This window comes from Prauserella marina (assembly GCF_002240355.1).
GTDB classification, from domain to species: domain Bacteria; phylum Actinomycetota; class Actinomycetes; order Mycobacteriales; family Pseudonocardiaceae; genus Prauserella_A; species Prauserella_A marina.
The window spans coordinates 402,829-420,636 of sequence record NZ_CP016353.1; the positions used below are offsets into that span (position 1 = coordinate 402,829).

At 67.3% G+C, this 17,808-nt stretch carries 19 protein-coding genes and 1 pseudogene; 13 read left to right on the forward strand and 7 right to left on the reverse strand.

Translation table 11 applies throughout. The annotated features are described in order from the left end of the window. Positions 1-56: 56 nt before the first annotated feature. Positions 57-1,493, forward strand: a complete 1,437-nt coding sequence (yczR, locus tag BAY61_RS01690; protein WP_476742278.1) for a MocR-like transcription factor YczR — start codon at positions 57-59, stop codon at positions 1,491-1,493. Positions 1,494-1,952: 459 nt separating this feature from the next. On the opposite strand, the gene BAY61_RS01695 is transcribed toward yczR, so the two are convergent. After that, the gene (locus BAY61_RS01695; RefSeq protein WP_143021360.1) at positions 1,953-3,185 is read right to left on the reverse strand and encodes a hypothetical protein; all 1,233 of its coding nucleotides are present in this window, start codon (positions 3,183-3,185) and stop codon (positions 1,953-1,955) included. Positions 3,186-3,283: 98 nt separating this feature from the next. Next, positions 3,284-4,486, reverse strand: a complete 1,203-nt coding sequence (locus BAY61_RS01700; RefSeq protein ID WP_091801631.1) for a pyridoxal phosphate-dependent aminotransferase — start codon at positions 4,484-4,486, stop codon at positions 3,284-3,286. A 29-nt stretch (positions 4,487-4,515) separates the two neighbouring features. On the opposite strand from BAY61_RS01700, the gene BAY61_RS01705 reads away from it, so the two are divergent. Both BAY61_RS01705 and BAY61_RS01710 read left to right on the forward strand, forming a co-directional pair. Continuing rightward, a complete protein-coding gene (locus BAY61_RS01705) occupies positions 4,516-5,814 on the forward strand; it encodes a DUF445 domain-containing protein (protein WP_091801633.1) in 1,299 nt (432 codons plus the stop codon). A 4-nt stretch (positions 5,815-5,818) separates the two neighbouring features. Next, complete coding sequence (locus tag BAY61_RS01710) at positions 5,819-6,559, forward strand: 5-formyltetrahydrofolate cyclo-ligase (RefSeq protein WP_091801636.1); 741 nt, start codon at positions 5,819-5,821, stop codon at positions 6,557-6,559. Between the two features lie 129 nt (positions 6,560-6,688). Here BAY61_RS01710 and BAY61_RS01715 read toward each other — a convergent pair whose 3' ends face one another. Further along, positions 6,689-7,186: a CGNR zinc finger domain-containing protein gene (locus tag BAY61_RS01715; protein ID WP_245865688.1), complete on the reverse strand. Its 498-nt coding sequence runs from the start codon at positions 7,184-7,186 to the stop codon at positions 6,689-6,691. A gap of 83 nt (positions 7,187-7,269) precedes the next feature. Here BAY61_RS01715 and BAY61_RS01720 point away from each other — a divergent pair, with 83 nt between their 5' ends. Then, a complete protein-coding gene (locus tag BAY61_RS01720; protein WP_091801642.1) occupies positions 7,270-7,662 on the forward strand; it encodes a VOC family protein in 393 nt (130 codons plus the stop codon). 7 nt (positions 7,663-7,669) lie between these two features. On the opposite strand, the gene BAY61_RS01725 is transcribed toward BAY61_RS01720, so the two are convergent. Together BAY61_RS01725 and BAY61_RS33990 are read right to left on the reverse strand one after the other, a co-directional pair. After that, complete coding sequence (locus tag BAY61_RS01725) at positions 7,670-8,854, reverse strand: mandelate racemase/muconate lactonizing enzyme family protein (protein WP_091801645.1); 1,185 nt, start codon at positions 8,852-8,854, stop codon at positions 7,670-7,672. A 1-nt stretch (position 8,855) separates the two neighbouring features. After that, a pseudogene (locus BAY61_RS33990) lies at positions 8,856-9,886 on the reverse strand (M24 family metallopeptidase). A 316-nt stretch (positions 9,887-10,202) separates the two neighbouring features. Here BAY61_RS33990 and BAY61_RS01735 point away from each other — a divergent pair. From BAY61_RS01735 to BAY61_RS01745, 3 genes are read left to right on the forward strand one after another with little or no spacing between them, the layout of a single operon-like run. Then, the gene (locus BAY61_RS01735) at positions 10,203-10,733 is read left to right on the forward strand and encodes a LysR substrate-binding domain-containing protein (RefSeq protein ID WP_211323506.1); all 531 of its coding nucleotides are present in this window, start codon (positions 10,203-10,205) and stop codon (positions 10,731-10,733) included. Between the two features lie 37 nt (positions 10,734-10,770). Beyond that, positions 10,771-11,163 (forward strand): TFIIB-type zinc ribbon-containing protein, encoded by a 393-nt coding sequence (locus tag BAY61_RS01740; protein WP_245866324.1) that lies wholly within the window; start codon positions 10,771-10,773, stop codon positions 11,161-11,163. A gap of 24 nt (positions 11,164-11,187) precedes the next feature. Next, a complete protein-coding gene (locus tag BAY61_RS01745; RefSeq protein WP_091801654.1) occupies positions 11,188-11,832 on the forward strand; it encodes an AAA family ATPase in 645 nt (214 codons plus the stop codon). 118 nt (positions 11,833-11,950) lie between these two features. Here the strand turns inward: BAY61_RS01745 and tgmC are convergent, their stop codons facing one another. Further along, the gene (gene tgmC / locus BAY61_RS01750; protein WP_091801656.1) at positions 11,951-13,087 is read right to left on the reverse strand and encodes an ATP-grasp peptide maturase system methyltransferase; all 1,137 of its coding nucleotides are present in this window, start codon (positions 13,085-13,087) and stop codon (positions 11,951-11,953) included. 102 nt (positions 13,088-13,189) lie between these two features. Here tgmC and BAY61_RS01755 point away from each other — a divergent pair, with 102 nt between their 5' ends. The 6 genes from BAY61_RS01755 (at position 13,190) to BAY61_RS01780 (ending at position 16,748) form a co-directional block, all read left to right on the forward strand. Continuing rightward, positions 13,190-13,627: a helix-turn-helix domain-containing protein gene (locus tag BAY61_RS01755; RefSeq protein ID WP_091801659.1), complete on the forward strand. Its 438-nt coding sequence runs from the start codon at positions 13,190-13,192 to the stop codon at positions 13,625-13,627. Positions 13,628-13,632: 5 nt separating this feature from the next. Continuing rightward, a complete protein-coding gene (locus tag BAY61_RS01760) occupies positions 13,633-14,295 on the forward strand; it encodes a hypothetical protein (protein ID WP_091801662.1) in 663 nt (220 codons plus the stop codon). Between the two features lie 83 nt (positions 14,296-14,378). Further along, positions 14,379-14,675, forward strand: coding sequence for a DUF2516 family protein (locus BAY61_RS01765; RefSeq protein ID WP_091801665.1), 297 nt, complete (start codon positions 14,379-14,381; stop codon positions 14,673-14,675). 21 nt (positions 14,676-14,696) lie between these two features. After that, positions 14,697-15,245, forward strand: a complete 549-nt coding sequence (locus tag BAY61_RS01770; protein ID WP_091801668.1) for a YbaK/EbsC family protein — start codon at positions 14,697-14,699, stop codon at positions 15,243-15,245. A 52-nt stretch (positions 15,246-15,297) separates the two neighbouring features. Continuing rightward, positions 15,298-15,753, forward strand: a complete 456-nt coding sequence (locus BAY61_RS01775) for an SRPBCC family protein (RefSeq protein ID WP_091801671.1) — start codon at positions 15,298-15,300, stop codon at positions 15,751-15,753. After that, on the forward strand, positions 15,750-16,748 hold the full coding sequence (locus BAY61_RS01780; RefSeq protein ID WP_091801674.1) for an NADP-dependent oxidoreductase: 999 nt from the start codon (positions 15,750-15,752) through the stop codon (positions 16,746-16,748). The genes BAY61_RS01775 and BAY61_RS01780 overlap by 4 nt, the downstream gene beginning before the upstream one ends. 6 nt (positions 16,749-16,754) lie before the next feature. Here BAY61_RS01780 and BAY61_RS01785 read toward each other — a convergent pair whose 3' ends face one another. Then, the gene (locus BAY61_RS01785) at positions 16,755-17,696 is read right to left on the reverse strand and encodes a methionyl-tRNA formyltransferase (RefSeq protein WP_091801677.1); all 942 of its coding nucleotides are present in this window, start codon (positions 17,694-17,696) and stop codon (positions 16,755-16,757) included. Positions 17,697-17,808 lie beyond the last annotated feature (112 nt).

The following is a 17,808-nucleotide window of genomic DNA, read 5'->3' on the forward strand; positions in this document are numbered from 1 at the left end:
CACTATCAAGGTCCAATGCTTGAGTTGACCATAGCCAATTTGCAAGAATTGGCCTTGTGAACGCTCCTTTTCCGTTGGGTGGACGGGTAGCTGGCCCCCGATTGGCCGAGTTGCTGGGTGACTGGCGACGAAATGGTTCCCGGCAGGGCGCCGGTGACCTCGCCGCTGCCGTCCGGTTGTGCGTGCTCGACGGGCGCCTTCTTCCCGGGACGAGGCTGCCGGCCGAACGCGAGGTCGCCGAATCGCTCGGCGTCAGCAGGACGCTCATCGGCTCCGCGCTCGACCGGCTCCGCTCCGAAGGGCTCGTCGCGAGCAGGCAGGGTGCCGGTTCGTGGATCACGGCACCCGAGGCGGAGGCATTCGAACCGGCTGGCGCCGATCTCGACCTCATCGACCTCACCCGCGCCGCTCCGCCCGCCGTTCCCGGCCTGCTCGGCGCCATGGACGCGGCAAGGAGCACGCTGACCCCGGAGTTGCTGGACACCGGCTACCTCGTCAGGGGACTGCCGATATTGCGGGAACGCATCGCCCGCCGCTACACCGAGCGGGGGTTGCCGACCGACCCCGACCAGATCGTCGTCACGGGTGGCGCGCAGAACGCGTTCGCGATCGTGCTCCGCGCCCTCACCAGTCCCGGCGACAGGGTGCTCCTCGAACAGCCGTGCTATCCCAACACCCCGGAAGCGATCCGCGCGGCGAGCATCCTGCCGGTGGTGGTCGCCGTCGACCCCGAGGTGGGCTGGGACGTCACCGGCATCGAGGCCGCGCTGCGGCAGGCAGGCCCGAGACTCGCCTACTTCGTGGTCGACTTCCACAACCCGACCGGTCTGCGGATGCCGGTGGAACAGCGCGAACACCTCGCCGCCGTGCTCGCGAACACCCGCACGCTCGCCGTTGTCGACGAGACGGTCGCCGAACTCGGCCTCGAAGAAGACGGCGAGCCCGTGCCCCCACTCGCCGCTTTCGCGGGGGACTGGGCCATCACCATCGGATCGGCCGCGAAGTCGCACTGGGGCGGACTCCGCCTCGGCTGGTTGCGGGCTTCGGAGGAACTGGTCGGCCGAATCGTGTCGGCGCGGCATTCACTCGACCTCGGCTCACCGGTGTTCGAACAACTCGTACTCGCGGAACTGCTCGCGGCCGATCACATCCTTTCCCGTCGAAGGGCGGTCATCCGACCGCGAAGGGACGCGCTCGTCGCCGCCGTGCGCGAGCACTGCCCAGAGTGGACATTCCGGATTCCAGAGGGCGGGTTGTCCTTGTGGTGCAAGCTTCCCGAGCCGATGAGCACCCGGCTGAGCGTCGCTGCCGTCAATCACGGAGTGCGGATCGTGCCCGGCGCGCGGTTCGGTGTACACGGTGGACTCGAACGGTGGCTTCGCCTGCCCTACACGCAGGAGGCCGACCGGCTCGACGAAGCGGTTCGCAGGCTCGGTCTCGCCGCTTCCGCGTTGCGGCCCGCTCCCCGCGTCACGGAGAGCACGGTCACCTGAGCGGAGCGCGGCGGCGGGAACACAACGAAGCCGGTGCGCCGGATGGAAGGTCTGCCGTCTCTCCAGGGATATGGACGGTGTTGTCATCCAGCGCACCGGCTCCGTGCCGTGCCCGGGGGTCCGATCGGGCACGGGTGCTGCGGACCCTTCCCGGCATCGCCCCTCGCCATGCCGGGAAGGTCCGCCAGCTCAGGTACTCATCGGGGAGGTGTCCCTGTTCGGCGCGGTGAACAAGAACGCCCGGTGAGTACCCGGTAAGGGCCCCGGCGCCGCAGGGGCAATGCGACGCCGGGACCAGGCCCCGACACGGCCGGGCGCGGTCGGCCGAGCGGGAAGACTTGAATGCACTGAAAAGCCCCTTGGCAAACAGGTATGCGGGAAATGCACCTTTACCGGGGATGCGAACAGCGCTAGTTGATCTTGATCTGGGCGTGGCTGTCCCCGGCGTTCTCGCCGAGGTCAGTCAGGCGATGTGGCGGGCAGAGCCGCTTCTCTGCCCGCGCCTGCCGTGTCGTGATCACGGCTGGCGGCGATGAACCTGAGCTGGGTCAGCGTCGGCGCCCAGGAAAGGACGCCGTGAACGGACTTGCCACTCGCGGCACCGTCGTGCGCGGCGACGAAGCCGCTCGACGTGCTGGTCAAGCCTGCTGGAGCAGCGGGCTTCGGTGCGGTTCCACCGTCACCGGAGCCGCCGCCACCGGCAACGGTGGCCTCGCCCTTCGCGGGCGGTTCCGGAGGTGCGAGCGGGGTGTTCCCGTACGACTCGAAGGGGACGGTGGTGATCAAGGGCAGAATCTGCGCCCTGCCGGACGAGGGTGCCGTCGTGGCCGGAGTCTTGGTGCCGCCCGTGACATCGGTACTGCCGGTGCCGTCCGTGCCAGTGCGGTCGGCGGGCCTCGGACCGGTCTCCGCGATTCCGTCTGGCAGCGGCTCGTGTCCGAACAGGTCGGGAAGAAGGGCGTCGAGGTCGGGAATCGGCGTGGGGATCGGGACCGTGACTCCCGGAGCGATGCCGGGCAGTGTCGACGTGACGTGCTGGACGGTGTTGGTCACGCTGTCGACGGTCCCGGTGAGCCCTGCGACCGTGGCGTTCAGCGTCGAACCGAGCCCTGTCGTGCCGAGGGGCGTCGAACCGAGGGTGGAGTCCAGTGTCGACGTCGCGGTGCCGAGGATTCCGCCGAGCAACGGCCGCTGGGGAGCTGGCGCGACTGGTTCGGCTGGCTCGGCGGGTGGCACAGGGGCCGCGGTGACGGCGGCGTTCGCGGTGCCTTCGGGCAGGTTTTGGCTCTCCACGGCGGCGAACGGTGTCGCGCTGTGCCGGATTTTCGCTTCCGCGACCGGTTCGCGGTCCACTTCGGCCTGCGTCGTGTCCGTGTCCTGGATGTCGTGGGTGTCCTGCGTGGACAGCTCGTCGACAGCTTGTTCTCTGCGGTCGGCGACCTCGTCGGACACGGAGGCGGGCTCGTCACCTGCCTCGACCTCAGGCGCGCCGGGATCGGTGACGTCGCTCGGCTGAACCTCTGCCGAGTGCCGGTTGCCGTGGGGGCCCTGACCTGACGGTGATTCCTGCGCCATGGCCGAGGAGCCGAACAGCGCGGCGAGCACCCAGCCCACGATGGCGAAGCCGACTACGACCAGCAGGCGGGCGACGGTCGGCGAGACCGAGGCGCGTACGGCACCCAACCCCTGCACCGCCACCACCACCGTCCAACGTGATCTTTCCCGATCGGCCGTTTCACCAGGCCGTCAGCAATCCTGGATTGCTCTTTTTAGCACCGGTGGGGAGTGTTTCATTTTGTGCGTCCACGATCCACCCCGGACGGCCCAATCGTTGCGAGCTTGTGCAGCCGCGAGATCGCTTCATCAAGCACGTTGTCACGCTTACAGAAGGCGAAGCGCAACACGTGATTCCACTCGGCAGGGTGATCGGTGAACACCTTGACGGGGACCGCGGCGACACCGACGCGCTCCGGAAGCCGCCACGCCAGCTCCTCGGCGTCGTCGAAACCGAGCGGCCGGACATCGGCGCAGACGAAGTAGGTGCCAGCGCTCGGCCACACCGAGAAGCCCGCTTCGGCCAGCCCGTTCGCGAGCCGGTCTCGCTTTTTCTCCAGTGAGCGGCGCAGCTCGCCGACCCAGTCCAGTTCGTTGTCGAGCGCGTATGCCACGGCCGGCTGGAGCGGCCCTCCCGACACGAAGGTCATGAACTGCTTCGCGGCTTTGACCGCTGCCACCAGTTCGGGCGTGGAGCACACCCAGCCGATCTTCCAGCCGGTGCAGTTGAACGTCTTGCCCGCGCTGGAGATCGAGACGGTCCGCGAACCCATCCCCGGCATCGTGGAAAGCGGCACGTGTTCGTTGTCGTCGAAGACGAGGTGCTCGTACACCTCGTCGGTGATCGCGATGAGGTCGTGCTCGACGCAGACGGCCGCGAGCGCGGACAGCTCGTCCCTCGTGAAGACCGTTCCGGTCGGGTTGTGCGGTGAGTTCACGAGAACGGCCCTCGTCCGAGGGGTCACCGCTGACCTGACGGCGTCGGCGTCGAGCGCGAAGCGCCCCTCGCGCTGGACGAGCGAAACGACCTTTCGCGTCGCACCGGCCATCGCGACCGCCGCCGCGTAGGAGTCGTAGTACGGCTCGATCACGATCACCTCGTCGCCGGGTTCGGTGAGCGCGAGCAGGCTCGCCGACACCGCCTCGGTCGCGCCCGCGGTGACCAGGATTTCGGTATCCGGGTCGTAGTCGGTGCCGTAGCGCGCGCGGTGCTTCGCGATGGCGGCCCGCAACTCCGGCCTTCCCGGACCTGGCGGATACTGGTTGGCTCCGCCGTACAACGCGTCCTTCGCGGCGGCGAGCATCCCGGAAGGCCCGTCGGTGTCGGGGAAACCCTGGCCGAGGTTCACCGCCCCCGTTCGCGCTGCCAGCGCCGTCATCTCGGCGAATATGGTCGAGGTGAAGGGCCGGAGGCGGGGGACGAGTACAGGTTCGCGCACGATGGCCAATCCTCACGGACAATGGCCGTGTGGAGCAACCGACCCCTGTCACGCCGACCGCCGCCGACCCTCTCGACGCGACCGCGCGTGAGGAGAGCAAACGGCGCGGCCTTCGCAGGATGAAGCTCGTCGCGCTGTCCTTCCTGCTCGGCGCGACCGTCATCTTCCTGTTCATGAGATGGGCCGAGTCCCAGGGCTGGCCCGCGTGGGTCGGATACGTGCGGGCCGCCGCGGAGGCGGGCATGATCGGCGCGCTCGCCGACTGGTTCGCCGTCACCGCCCTTTTCCGGCACCCGCTGGGGATCAAGATCCCGCACACGGCGATCATCCCGAACAAGAAGAACGTGCTGGGCAGCAGCCTCGGCGACTTCGTCGGCTCCAACTTCCTTTCCGAGACGGTGATTCGCGACAAACTGCGCAGGGTCGAGATCGCGCGCAGGGGTGGCGAATGGCTTTCCCGTGAGGAGAACGCGGAGCGGGTCACCGCCGAGTTGGCAACCGTCGTCAGGGGAGCGGTCACGATCCTGCGGGACGAGGATGTGCAGGCGGTCCTCGAACAAGCCGTCGTCCGCAGGGTCATCGAGCGGCAGTGGGGGCCTCCCGTCGGCAAACTGCTCGAACAGGTGCTGACCGACGGCGCCCACTACCGGCTCGTCGACATGATGTGCGACAGGGCTTACGAGTGGGTGCGCGACAACCACACCGCCGTACTCAGAGTCGTGTCGGACAGGGCGCCTTCCTGGTCGCCGAAGTTCGTCGACGAGATGCTCGCCGACAAGGTCTACGGCGAGGTGCTTGCCTTCACGTGGGCGGTGAAGACCGACGTCAACCACCCCATGCGGCTCGCGCTCGACCGGTTCCTCGGCGAATTTGCCCAGGATCTGCAAAAGGACCCCGAGACGATGGCGCGGGCCGAGCAGGTGAAGATGCAGCTCGTCGAGCACCCCGAGGTGCAAAAGCTGATCGGCTCCGCGTGGACGACGGCGAAGGACATGCTGCTGACGGCGGCGGAGGACCCTTCGAGCGAGTTGCGCAAGCGGGTCACCGACGGCTTGCGTTCGCTCGGCGAGCGCTTGATCTCCGATGCCACGCTGTCGGCGAAGGTCGACGGCTGGGTGGAGAGCGCGGCCACCTACGTCGTGAACCACTACTCGGCCGAGATCACCACGATCATCACCGACACGGTCGAGCGCTGGGATGCCGATGAGACCTCCCGCAAGGTCGAGCTACAAGTCGGCCGCGATCTGCAATTCATCAGGATCAACGGCACCGTGGTCGGCGCGCTCGCCGGACTCGTCATCTACTCCGTGGCGCAGGCGGTGTTCTGAGGCCATGGCCGAACTCGACACCGGGGTCAGCGCCGCGAAGCAGGCGGTGAAGGAACACGTGTGGGACACCCTCGAACAGGAAAGGGTCGCGCTCTTTCCGGGTGCGAGGAGGCGAATTCCGAACTTCGTCACCGCGGAGGAGGCCGCGGCGATGCTCGCGGCGCAACCGGAGTGGGCAGCGGCGACGGTCGTGAAGGCCAATCCGGACAGTCCCCAGCTGCCGGTGCGCTCCAGGGTGCTCGCCTCAGGCAAGTACCTCTACATGGCGGTGCCGAAGCTCGCGGCCTCTCAGCCCTTCGTACTGGTCGATCCGGCAAGGCTGACCATCAGTCCCCGTAGGGCGGCTGCCAAGGACTGGGCGCTCTCGGTCGGAGAGCCGGTCGCCGTCGCCGACCTGCGGCCCGTCGATCTGGTGGTGTGCGGTTCGGTCGCGGTCAACCGGCTCGGCGCGAGGATCGGCAAGGGCGGAGGCTACGCGGACATCGAGTTCGCGCTGCTCGTCGACGCGGGCCTCGTCGACGAGCGCACCACGATCGTGACGACGGTGCACGAATCGCAGGTCTTCGACGAGCCGCTGCCGGAGACCGACCACGACTTCCGGGTCGACGTGATCGTGACCCCGGACGAGGTCATCAGGGTGCCGGTGACGAAGCCGAGGCCGGGACTGATGTGGGACCAGCTCTCCGAGGAGAAGATCGCGAGCATTCCGGTGCTCGCCGCGCTGCGGCCCGAACAGCCCGAGTAACTGCTGATACTCGGAAGTGGCCACCCGCCCGGGGGAGGTTATCCACAGTTCGCCCAGTTATCCACGGAGTTATCCACAGGTGGATAGCGCGATCGGGGCGACCTGTGCACAGGGAGCGACCAGGCCCGCTCAGGGGCGAGTCGCGTCCCCGCCCGACCGCTTGCGGAAGGCGCGGGCTTTCTCCCTGTTCCCGCACACCGCCATCGAGCACCAGGTGCGAGAGCGGTTGCGGGAGTTGTCGAAGAACGCCCACCGGCAGGTGTGGGCCGGGCAGATCTTGAATCGTCGCCAGTCGCCTCGGATGGCGATCCTCGCCGCGGCCGCGAACACCGCTCCCGCCGCCGTCGACGCGGTCAGGTCGGGGCCATGCTCGGTCAGCACGATTCCGACCGGAACGGCGGACTGCTCGCCGGGTCGCTCCTCGATGTGAACGGTGTCGTCCCCGATCGCGGCGCGCAATCCGGCCCTGAGTCGCATGGCCTCCGGCAGCGGATCGGGCGTGAGGTGCCGGTCGTGTGCCCACGCGTGCCACTCGTGCCGGGTGAGCAGCACGTCGGTGCCTTCCTCCAGGTCGAAGGTGTTGAGGAATTCGATCACGAGCTCGACATCGCCCGAGTGCGCCGCCACGTCACCAGTGTAAGTCGAATGATGGTTGCGCCCAGGATGCGTAACCACCATAATTCTTTAGCAAGTTACTTGGAGGTCAAGATATGAGTGCACCGACGCAGGCAACCGAGCCGAGGTCGATCACACTGGGGGCTGTCGCGCTGGACTGTCCCGAGCCCTACCGGCTCGCCGGGTTCTACGGCTCACTGCTCGGCTGGAAGATTCAAGAGGGAGACAAACCGGACGACGACTGGGTCACGCTCGTCAATCCCGACGGTGGCACCGACATTTGTTTCCAGCGCGACCCCGAGTACAAGCCGTCCACCTGGCCTTCTCGCGAGCGCCAGCAGATGCTGCACCTCGATTTCCACATTCCGGATCTGCTGGCCGAGCGGGAAAGGGTCCTCGCGCTGGGTGCGACCCTGCTCGACGACAAGCCCGAGCGGTTCCACGTCTACGCCGATCCCGACGGGCACCCGTTCTGCCTGTGCTCCTGATCGGCGGTCAGAACTTGGGAAGGGCTCGCGATTGCTTGGTCGCCGCGCTGTCCGTGAACGCGAATTCGCTTCCCCTCGTGCGGTACAGCCGGGCGTAGCGTTCGATCCGGTCCTGATCGAGGGTCACGCCGAGGCCCGGTTTCGTGGGAACGGGCAGGCAGCCTTCGTCGTAGGAATCGATGCCGCCGCCGAAGCCGACCGTGACGTCGTCGGAGAGCAGCGCGCCGTACGCCTGGTTCGCGTAGGTGAAGTTCGGGGTTGCCGCAATCGTGTGCACGGCGGCAGCCAACGCGATACCCAGCTCGCCGAGGCTGTGCTTCACGACTGGAAGCCCAGCGGCCTCGCACAGTCCTGCTGAGCGCTTCACGTTCAGCAGGCCGCCGTCGAGCTGGTTGTCAACGGACACCGCGTCGGCGGCACCGGCCCTGATGACGGCGAGCTGGTCGGACCTCGTCCAGCTCGCCTCGTTGGCAAGCAACGGCACCTCGCTGCGGTTGCGCACGTAGGCCATCTCGCTCAGGTTGCGCCCGGACACGGGTTGTTCGACGAGTTCGAGCCCGAACCGCCCCAGTTCCCTGATCATCCGCACGGCTGAGCCTGGCGACCACGCTTCGTTGGCGTCGATTCGGAGTTTCGCTTCGGGCCCTGCGCCGGCGCGCGACGCCTCGACCCTGTCGATGTCAAGGTGGGGATTGTCGGACCCGACCTTGAGATAACAGGTGCCGAAGCCGGTCCTCGTCGCCAGCTCCGCTTCGGAGGCGACGTCGTCCGGGCTGCCGGCCGCGACGTAGTAGAAGCATTCGACGCGGTCGCGGAAGCGTCCGCCGAGCAGGTTTACCAGCGGTTGCGCGCAGCTCTTGCCGACGATGTCCCAGCAGGCCATTTCGACGGCCGCGATCGCGGGGCTTGTCGCCCGCACGTGGTGCCACGTCCCGACGAGCTCGATCCGGCGCACGAGCCGTTCGATCGAGAACGGGTCCTCGCCGATCACCAGGCTCTTGATGCTGTCGAGTACGGCGAGCACGATGTCGGCAGAGGGATAGGCCGCCGCCTCGCCGACTCCGACGATCCCGTCGTCGGTCGTCAGCTCGATCAGTACGCTCACGCAGCCGAGCCGCCTGCCGAACGCCCAGTGCTCCTCATGCCGGTACGGAACGGCGACCGGGGTCGCTTTGATGCCCGTGATGCGCATGTCAACTCACCGCCACGAGTTCGCGGGAGGCGTCGGTCAGCCGCTCGGCACCATCGGCAAGCACGGTCACAGTGTCCGAGACGACGTGCCGGGGTGTCCAGGACATCAGGTGAAACACCATTCCTTCCACGATCCGTGTTTCGCCGTTCTCGGCGATGCCGAGTACCCGCCCGCCGCCGACCCAGCTCGGGGGAAACCCGATCCCGACGAGGTAGCCGCAGTGGTGCCGGAGCCCGCAACGGCCCGCGTCCCGCCACGCCGCGTAGACATCGCCGGTGACGGAACCGGGCCGCATCGCGGCTCGCGCGGCTTCCCATGCCGTCTCGGTCCTCGCCTTGTCCTCGGCCGCGCCTGGCGGCGCCGAGCCCGCGAACACGGTGCGCGAGAGCGGGGCGTGATAGCGCGCATGGCAGCCCGACAGTTCGATGAACACCCCTTCGCCTTCCGTGATTCCAGTATCCACAGTGGACGAATGAGCGGAGGGAATCCCGGTGGTGACCCGCCTCGCGAGTACATGGCGGTGTGCGCGGCCGTGGCCACCTCCCACTCGGTACCTCCTGGGCGGACGGCCGCCACGGCGGCGGCCATGGCGGCATCGGACAGCGCGGCTGCCTTCGCGACGTGCGCGAGCTCGGCCCGCGACTTCACGGCCATCGCTCCCGCCAGCAGCGGAGTGGCCCCGGTCCACGCGCGACCCCGCAGCCGCTGCCTGATCCCGGTGTACACGGCGGGAGGAAAGTACATCGCCGCATCCTCGATGGCGATGAGTGCGCCTACCCCGGTCGAATCGGCGAGCACGGCGGCGACCTCGTCCTCGGCTCGCGCTCCTTCGGCGACACCGACGTGCACGCAGTTCGGAACCTGGGCACGGACCGTCGGCCGCTCCATCATCCTCGTGATCAGCGCCGGTTCCCCGCGCAGCGGCACGACGAGCATCGTGAACGCGAAGTATCCGAGATGATCGAGCCCGGTCAGGTAGTACACGGTTTCCGGACTCGCGAACGCCACGGCCGAGATGCCGCGCTCGGCCATCCTCGCCCGCAGCCCGGCGATCCGGGATGCGTGTTCGTGGCGGGAGGTCGCCGGTTCGATCAATTCAGCGGTCACCAGAGCAGGATCGGCCGAAAATCTCGTGGAGAACAAGTTATGTTTTCCGATGCCTGGCGTTAGCGTCTCCACATGTACGACGTACGCCGGTTACGTCTGCTCAGGCAGCTTTCGCTACACGGGACGATCGCGGAGACCGCGAGGGTGTGCTCGCTGACCCCTTCTGCCGTTTCCCAGCAGCTTTCGTTGCTGGAAAGGGGAAGTCGGCACCACGCTGCTGAGGAGAACCGGAAGGCTGCTCGTGCTCACGGAAGCGGCGCGAGTACTCGTCGAGCACACCGAAGTGGTGCTCGCCGACCTCGAAAAGGCGGAAGCCGCCGTCGCCGAGCTGGCTTCCACGGTCGGGGGCACGCTGGCTCTGGCCGCGTTCCCCACTGCCGCCAGAGCGCTCGCTCCCGGCGCCATCGCGCTGTGCGGCAACGCCCATCCGGGGTTGCGCGTGACCCTCGCCGAGTTGCCGACACCGGAAGCCCTCGACGCGGTGAAGGCAGGAACGATCGACATCGCGCTCAGCTACGGCTACAACCTGCTTCCCCGGCAACGCGATGCCGGTATCGAGGTCGTTCCGCTGCTGACCGAGCCGTTGCTGGCGGCGCTTCCCGCTGGTTTCCGCGATCGTGGTTCGCCGATCGCCCTCGCCGAACTCACCGAACCGAGGTTGACGAGAACCGTGTCTGCCGCCATCAGAGCGGGCAGCGCGAAGCAGCCGTCGATCGAGGCCATGCTCGCGGCGTTACGGACGACAGCGGCGGAGCGGCACCGGTATGCGTAAGCTTTCCCTCGTGATTTGTCCCAAGTGTCAGAACGTGATGAAGACCGTCGACAAAGGCGGCATCCACCTTGAGCAGTGCGATGGCTGCCGGGGCATCTTCCTCGACCACGGGGAGCTTGAGCAGATCGTCAGGGCGGAGAACGCCTTCTACGGAGCGCCCGCGGCGGGACCGCCGCCTTACCGGCCCTCCGGTGGAGTTCCGCCCACCGCGCAATACGGTGGTGGCTACCGGGATTCGCCGAGGCCCCACCGTGGCGGCGGTGGCTACGCCGACTCGCCCCGTCCTTATCGAGGCGGCGGCTACGGGGATTCCCCCCGGCCCTATCGCGGCGGCGGTTACGGGGATTCGCCGAGGCCGTACGGCGGCCACGGCTACGGACACGGGCACAAACGGCGCAAGCGGAGCTTCCTCGAAAACCTTTTCGACTGATTCTTCACCGGAATCTCACGCCCAATGCTCGATCTGAAGATCTGTCCTTCCTGCGGCGATCGCGCCGACTTTCCTCAGGTGCGCGACGAACGGCTCGTCTGCGGGGAATGCGGGCACGGGTGGAGTTTCCGGCGATTGCCGCTGTTCGCGGTGACGGGGCCGAGCGCCGGAGGCAAGTCGACGGTCGGCCCCGTGCTCGCCGATCGGCTGCGGGACACCGTGGTGGCCCTCGAACAGGACGTGCTGTGGACCGGTGGGCTGCGTGACGACGTCGAAGGGCATCCGCTGTTCCGGTCGACGTGGTTGCGGATGGCGGCGATGATCGGACAGAGCGGGCGGCCCGTCGTGCTTTGCGGAACGGTCGTCCCCGCCGAGTTCGAGCCGCTGCCGGAGCGAGTGTTCTTCTCGCGAATCCACTACCTCGCGCTTGTCGCGGAACCGGACGTGCTCGCGGCCCGGTTGCGGGCAAGACCGGCGTGGCGGGAATGGGACGAACCGCGCATCGCGGAAATGCTCGCGTTCAACGAGTGGCTGCGTGCCGACGCGGCGACGATGTCGCCGCCCGTCGACCTGCTCGACACCACGGACGCGCCGGTGGCCGACATCGCGTCGAGGGTGACCGAGTGGATCAAGGCTCGCCTGCCGCCCGATCCGCGTGAGCCCACGTAAGCCGTGCGCGATTCCCCCGTCCAGGACGCCGAGATCCGCGTCCGGCCGCGCGAGATCCGCACTCGGGCACCCGAGAGCCCCGCTCGGACCTCCCGCCAACCGGCCTGAGCAACCGGGCCTAAGCGAGCGGCCAGCGCAGTGTGCCGAGCCGGAACTCCTGCCGGTCACCTCTGATGCTGACGGTGAACCGGTCTCGGGCCGGTTTCCCGAGCGCGTACCAGCGTCGGTGCGTGGCCTCGACGGTGTCCCATAGCCTGCGCGGGCCGCCCTGTTCCACAAGGTACTCACCGGCGACCGTCCGGTGGCTTGCCCATGAGCCGTCGGGGTGTGCGAGGTAGCAGGTGTCGCCGCCGCTTGGGTCGGGAAAGGGGACCGTGCCCGGGAGTTCGAGGCTGAGGAAGAACTCGAACGGATGCGCCGGGTCCAGCGTGTCGGCGAGCGACAGTTCGGTCACCGTCGTCGAGGCGACCTCGCGGTCGGCGATGACGGCGGAGACGTCGGGACGCCGGTGCGCGCGCATCGGCATGAATCTGCCGTTGCGCGCGAGTACCCTGCCCTCGCCGTCGTCGCCGGAACCCGCGACGATGCGCACGAGACCGGAGCCGATCGGGCGGTTGAGCGTGGTGAGTACGAGTCCGCCCTCTCTAGTCTGCGCGAGCCAGCTCTTGGGGATGCCGGACACCGCGCAGGTGCACAGCACCCTGTCGTATGGCGCGTCGTCGGGAAATCCGTTGGCGCCGTCGGCGAGTTCGCACCTTGGCCGGTAGTCGAGCGCGTTCAGCGCGGCGCGGGCCGAGGGCAGAAGTACGGGATCGATGTCCACTGTGGATACATTCGCGTCGCCGAGGCGGTCGCACAGCAGCGCGGCGTTGTACCCGGTTCCGGTCCCGATCTCCAGCACCCTGTCGCCTTCGCGCACGCGCAGCTCTTCGAGCATGACGGCCATGATTCCCGGCATGCTCGACGAGCACGTGGGAATGCCGGTCACCGGTCCTTCCTCTCGGGCGGTGAGCCAGCGATGTGGGTCGTCGTCGAGTTGGGTGACGAGAACGATGTCGGAATAGCAGGCGTCGAGCCAGCCTTCGTCGCCTTCCTCCACGGCCACCCAGCGTTGGCCGTCCGGGAGGAAGAACCTCGGAAGGAAGGCGTGCCGGGGAACGCGGCGGAATGCCTCGGCCCACAGCGGGTCGGTCAGCACACCGTCGCGGCGAAGCCTGGCGATGAGGCGCTTGCGTTCGCGGGCGGCGAAACCCATGAGCCCAAGCCTAGTCACACCCGATCGGTGCAAGCAGTGTGCTTGCAAAAGCTAGCACTTGGGCGTACCTTCGAAATTGCCGTGAGGAGGTGGCAAAGCCAGTTGACGGAGACATCGGCTGCCGAGCACGAAGAGGGTGGCTCGGGGCCCATCGACAAGGTTGCCGACCTCGGTCGGGACATCGGGGTCTACATCCGTCAGCAGCGCAACAACGCCAAGATCTCGTTACGGCAGCTGTCGAAACTGGCCGGTGTTTCCAACCCCTACCTGAGTCAGATCGAACGCGGGGTCCGCAAACCGAGCGCGGAGATCCTGCAACAGATCGCCAAGGGGCTGCGAATCTCGGCGGAGGCGCTTTACGTGCAGGCCGGAATTCTCGACCTGCCGAAAGGTGGCCCGGTCGTCGACGCCGTGCGCGCCGACACCGAGCTGTCAGAGCGCCAGAAACAGGTTCTGCTCGACGTGTACGAGTCGTTTCGCCGGGAGAACCGAGCAGCGTCATCCGAGTCATCAGAACCCGAGCCGGAAGCCAAGGAGTAATCATCATGGCGAGCACCACACCAGAGGATGTTCGCAAGGCTGTGAACACTGCCTTCGAGCAGGTCAAGACGTCGTTGCTGGCCGCGCTCGGCGCGGGCAACCTTGCCAGTCAGGCCGTTGCCGACGCCGTGAACAAGGCCAAGGAGCGGGTAACCGAAAGCAGTGAGACGGCACGGAAGAACATCGAGGAACTGCCGTCCGAGGTCGAGAGTTTCCGCGAGAAGCTGGAGCCGACCGAGCTGCGCAAGCTGCTCGACGAGTACACCGACGCGGCGCTGAAGCTCTACCACAAGCTCGCCGAGTCCGGCGAGGAGACGTGGGAGAAGATCCGCACCCAGCCGCAGGTCAAGAAGAGCTTCGACCAGCTCGAAGAGGCTCTGCACGCCGCGCAGGGCAGGGTTGACGGCGTCGCGTCGGACGCGAAGGAGCGGGTCGACGAGGTCTTCACGCGGGTCACCGGCCGCACCAGGGAAGCGGGCGAAGAGGTCGCGACCAAGGTCGAAGACGTCGCTGCCAAGGTCGAGGACGTCGCCAACGAGGTGGCCGACAAGGTCGAGGACGCCGCGCCGAAGGCCACGGAGAAGGACGCGCCGAAGACGGGGACCGCCCGCAAGAGTGGTAGCCCCGCGCGCAAGACCAACGGCTCCGCCGCCAAAACCGACAAGTAGGACACGTGTTCGATCAGTGCCCCGGTCCCGCGACAGCGGCGCCGGGGCACTGTGATCGTCTCGCACTGACGTAGTCTGGGTGAGTGCCGCTCCCTGCGCTATGGATCGTTTGGGCCATCGACTGGGCCGGGACCCTGGTGGGTCTCGTCGCCTTCATCCATGCCCTCACGCAAAGAGCCGACGCCTACACCGCCGCCGATCGCATGACGAAGCCGGTCTGGCTCGCGATCACCGGTGGCTCGACGGCCGCGATGCTCCTGTTCGGTTTCTACGGAGCGGGCATGATCTTCTGGCTGGCCGGGATGGTCGCCTCGCTCGTGTACATCGTCGATGTGCGGCCGAAGCTCATCGACGTGCAGCGCGGCGGTCAGAGCTGGTAGCACCTTGAGTACGGTGGCGGTGTGAGCACCTGGAGTATCGCGGGAACACTGCCGGTCGAACCTGCCGCTGCCCGGCCTGACCTGGTCGCCGAGCCGGTGGCGAAGGCACTCGCCGGTGTCACCGCGCCAGTGGGCATCGCCGAAATCGATCCTGACCTCGCCGACACCGCGGAGTTCTGCTCGGCATACGGCTCGCCGCTTTCGGCTTCGGCCAACTGCGTCGTCGTCGCCGGTAAGCGCGGGGGCGAGGTCAAGTACGCGGCGGTCATGATCCTCGCTACCACCCGTGCCGACGTCAACAACGTGGTCAGGCGCAGGCTCGATGTGAGGAAGGCGTCGTTCGCGCCCATGGTCGAGGCCGTCGAACTGACCGCGATGGAGTACGGCGGCATCACTCCGATCGGGTTGCCCGATGGCTGGCCGATCCTGGTCGACAAGGCGGTCGCCGACTCACCCGAACTGGTGGTGGGCAGCGGTGTCCGGGGCAGCAAACTGCTGGTTACCGGCGCGTTCCTGGCTTCACTTCCCGGTGCCGAGGTGATTGAAGGGCTTGCCACCGAGGCAATCTAGGACACTGCCTTCCTCTGTTCACGACGAAATCTTGACGACAACGGGAGAGCGCATGGGAAAGGTCACGGCAACGGCGGAGCGCACCATCGACGCACCGGCGGACAGGGTGCGCGGTCTTGTCGCCGACTACTCGGAGGCACGGCCGAAGATCCTCACCGAGCAGTACCGCGACTACGAGGTCACCGAGGGCGGCAAGGGTGCTGGCACCGTAGCCAAGTGGAAGCTTCAGGCGACCTCGAAACGGGTGAGGGACGTGGCGGCCACCGTGACGGAACCCGAACCGGGAACGCTCGTCGAGACCGACGCGAACTCCAGCATGGTCACGACGTGGACGGTGAGGGAGGCCGGTGACGGCGGCAAGCGCAGCCTGGTGAGGGTCGAAACGAGCTGGGACGGCGCGGGCGGCATCGGCGGTTTCTTCGAGAAGACGTTCGCGCCCGGCGGGTTGAAGCGCATCTACGACGGCGTGCTCGCCAAACTGGAGGAGCAGGCGAGGGTTTCGTCATGAAGGCAACCGAGGTCAGGCTCGCCTCCCGGCCGCACGGAGAGCCGACGCCGGACAACTTCGACATCGTGGATGTCGAGGTTCCCAGCGCGGGCGAGGGACAGATGCTCGTGCGCAACACGTGGATCTCGGTCGATCCCTACATGCGCGGCCGGATGAGTTCGGCCAAGTCGTACGCGGCGCCTTACGAGGTCGGCAAGGTCATGCACGGCGGGGCGCTCGGCGAGGTCGTCGAGTCCAAGGCGGACGGATTCGCCGAGGGCGACATCGTGTTGCACGGCCTCGGCTGGAGGACGCACGCGGTGCTCGACGCCAACCAGGCGACCGTCGTCGATCCCGACGCGGCACCGGTGACGGCCTACCTCGGCGTGCTGGGCATGACCGGGCTCACCGCGTACGCGGGCCTTGTCGATGTTGCTCTGCAAGCACCGGGCGACACCGTGTTCGTCTCAGGTGCCGCTGGCGCGGTCGGTTCGGTCGTCGGCCAGCTCGCGAAGCGCAGGGGCGCGGCCAAAGTCATCGGCAGCGCCGGTTCCGACGACAAGGTCAGGTGGCTCGTCGACGAACTCGGCTTCGACGCTGCCTTCAACTACAAGCACGCCCCGGTCGCCGAACAGCTTGCCGCCGCGGCAACCGATGGTGTCGACGTCTACTTCGACAACGTCGGCGGCGACCACCTCGAAGCCGCGATCGACTCGCTCAATCTGCACGGCCGGATCGCCGTGTGCGGCATGATCTCGCAGTACAACCTGACCGAGCCTGGCGCGGCGCCGCGTAACCTCGCGCAGATCATCGCGAAGCGATTCACGATGCGCGGATTCCTCGTCGCCGATCACGTCGACGCGCGGCCGAGGTTTCTCGCCGAGGTGGCGCCGCTCGTGGCCGAGGGAAAGCTGAAGTACTCGGAGACCGTCGTCGACGGAATTCGTCAAGCACCACAAGCCTTCCTCGATCTCATGATCGGCGCCAACACCGGCAAAATGCTCGTCCGCCTCTGAGGATTGTCAGCCGGCGCCGAGGTAGCCGCCCATGGTGCGGAAATAGTCCGTTGCCTTGTAGTCGGTGCCGTCCTCGGTCCGGACCGCCTCGATGGTGAGCCCGTGATTGCGGCCGTAGCGCGCGTCGGCGCCCGCGACGATCACGACGCCGTCGCCTTCGGGGATGAAGATCCGGCCGGGGGTACCGCCGTAGCGGCCATCGGACACCGAGGCTTTGGTGACGCGGATGCGCTCGCCCTTGTGGAACGTGTAGGCGTTGGGATAGGGGTCCGACTGTGCACGTACCAAGCGCTCGATGTCCTCGGCCGGCCAGCTCCAGTCGATGCGACTGTCCACAAGGGAGCGTTTGTGAAAGAAGCTGGCCTTGTCGCGGTCCTGCGGAGTTCCCTCCGTCCTGCCTTCCGCGATGTCGGCAATGGCTTCGCGCACAACGGGTTCGATGAGGTCGACGGTCCGGTGGAAGAGATCCGTCGCGGTGTCCTTCGGGCCGACCTCGACGGCGCGCTGCCTGATGATCGGTCCCGCGTCGAGCTCGACATCCATCATGTGCGCGGTGACGCCGACTTCCCGTTCTCCGTTGATGAGCGCCCAGATGAGCGGTGAAAAGCCCGCGTAGGCAGGCAGTAGCGAGTCGTGGACGTTGAGCGTGCCGTACCGGGGAAGGGTGAAGATCTCCGGTGGCAACCAGGTTCGCCAGTTGTTGGCGACGATGAGGTCAGGACGCAGTTCGGTGAGTCGCGCGGTGAGTTCCGCGTCGGGGCGGTTGCGCAGCACCACGTCGACGTCGTGTTCGGTAGCAAGGTCGGCGACGGAGTCGGCCCAGATCCGTTCGTAGGCGTGGTCGGACTTGGGGTGGGTGACCACCAGTACGACCTCGTGCTCCGAGTCGAGCAACGCGCGCAGGGTCCGGTGCCCCCACGTCTGATACCCGAACATGACGACCCGCATCGGCTCTCCAGTACCTCGACGGCAAACGGCCTTAGTGAAGCAAGCCTTACCTAAGATCGCAACCCCGTCCAGGCACGAGATGTATCACCCACGAATGTACTAACTGAGGGGG

Coding starts and splice junctions, on each gene's coding strand:
- BAY61_RS01710 (WP_091801636.1), top strand. CDS start 5,819: ATGGCCGAACTCGACACCGGGGTCAGCGCCGCGAAGCAGGCGGTGAAG.
- BAY61_RS01720 (WP_091801642.1), top strand. CDS start 7,270: ATGAGTGCACCGACGCAGGCAACCGAGCCGAGGTCGATCACACTGGGG.
- BAY61_RS01740 (WP_245866324.1), top strand. CDS start 10,771: ATGAAGACCGTCGACAAAGGCGGCATCCACCTTGAGCAGTGCGATGGC.
- tgmC (WP_091801656.1), bottom strand. CDS start 13,087: ATGGGTTTCGCCGCCCGCGAACGCAAGCGCCTCATCGCCAGGCTTCGC.
- BAY61_RS01775 (WP_091801671.1), top strand. CDS start 15,298: ATGGGAAAGGTCACGGCAACGGCGGAGCGCACCATCGACGCACCGGCG.
- BAY61_RS01760 (WP_091801662.1), top strand. CDS start 13,633: ATGGCGAGCACCACACCAGAGGATGTTCGCAAGGCTGTGAACACTGCC.
- BAY61_RS01785 (WP_091801677.1), bottom strand. CDS start 17,696: ATGCGGGTCGTCATGTTCGGGTATCAGACGTGGGGGCACCGGACCCTG.
- BAY61_RS01780 (WP_091801674.1), top strand. CDS start 15,750: ATGAAGGCAACCGAGGTCAGGCTCGCCTCCCGGCCGCACGGAGAGCCG.
- BAY61_RS01745 (WP_091801654.1), top strand. CDS start 11,188: ATGCTCGATCTGAAGATCTGTCCTTCCTGCGGCGATCGCGCCGACTTT.
- BAY61_RS01725 (WP_091801645.1), bottom strand. CDS start 8,854: ATGCGCATCACGGGCATCAAAGCGACCCCGGTCGCCGTTCCGTACCGG.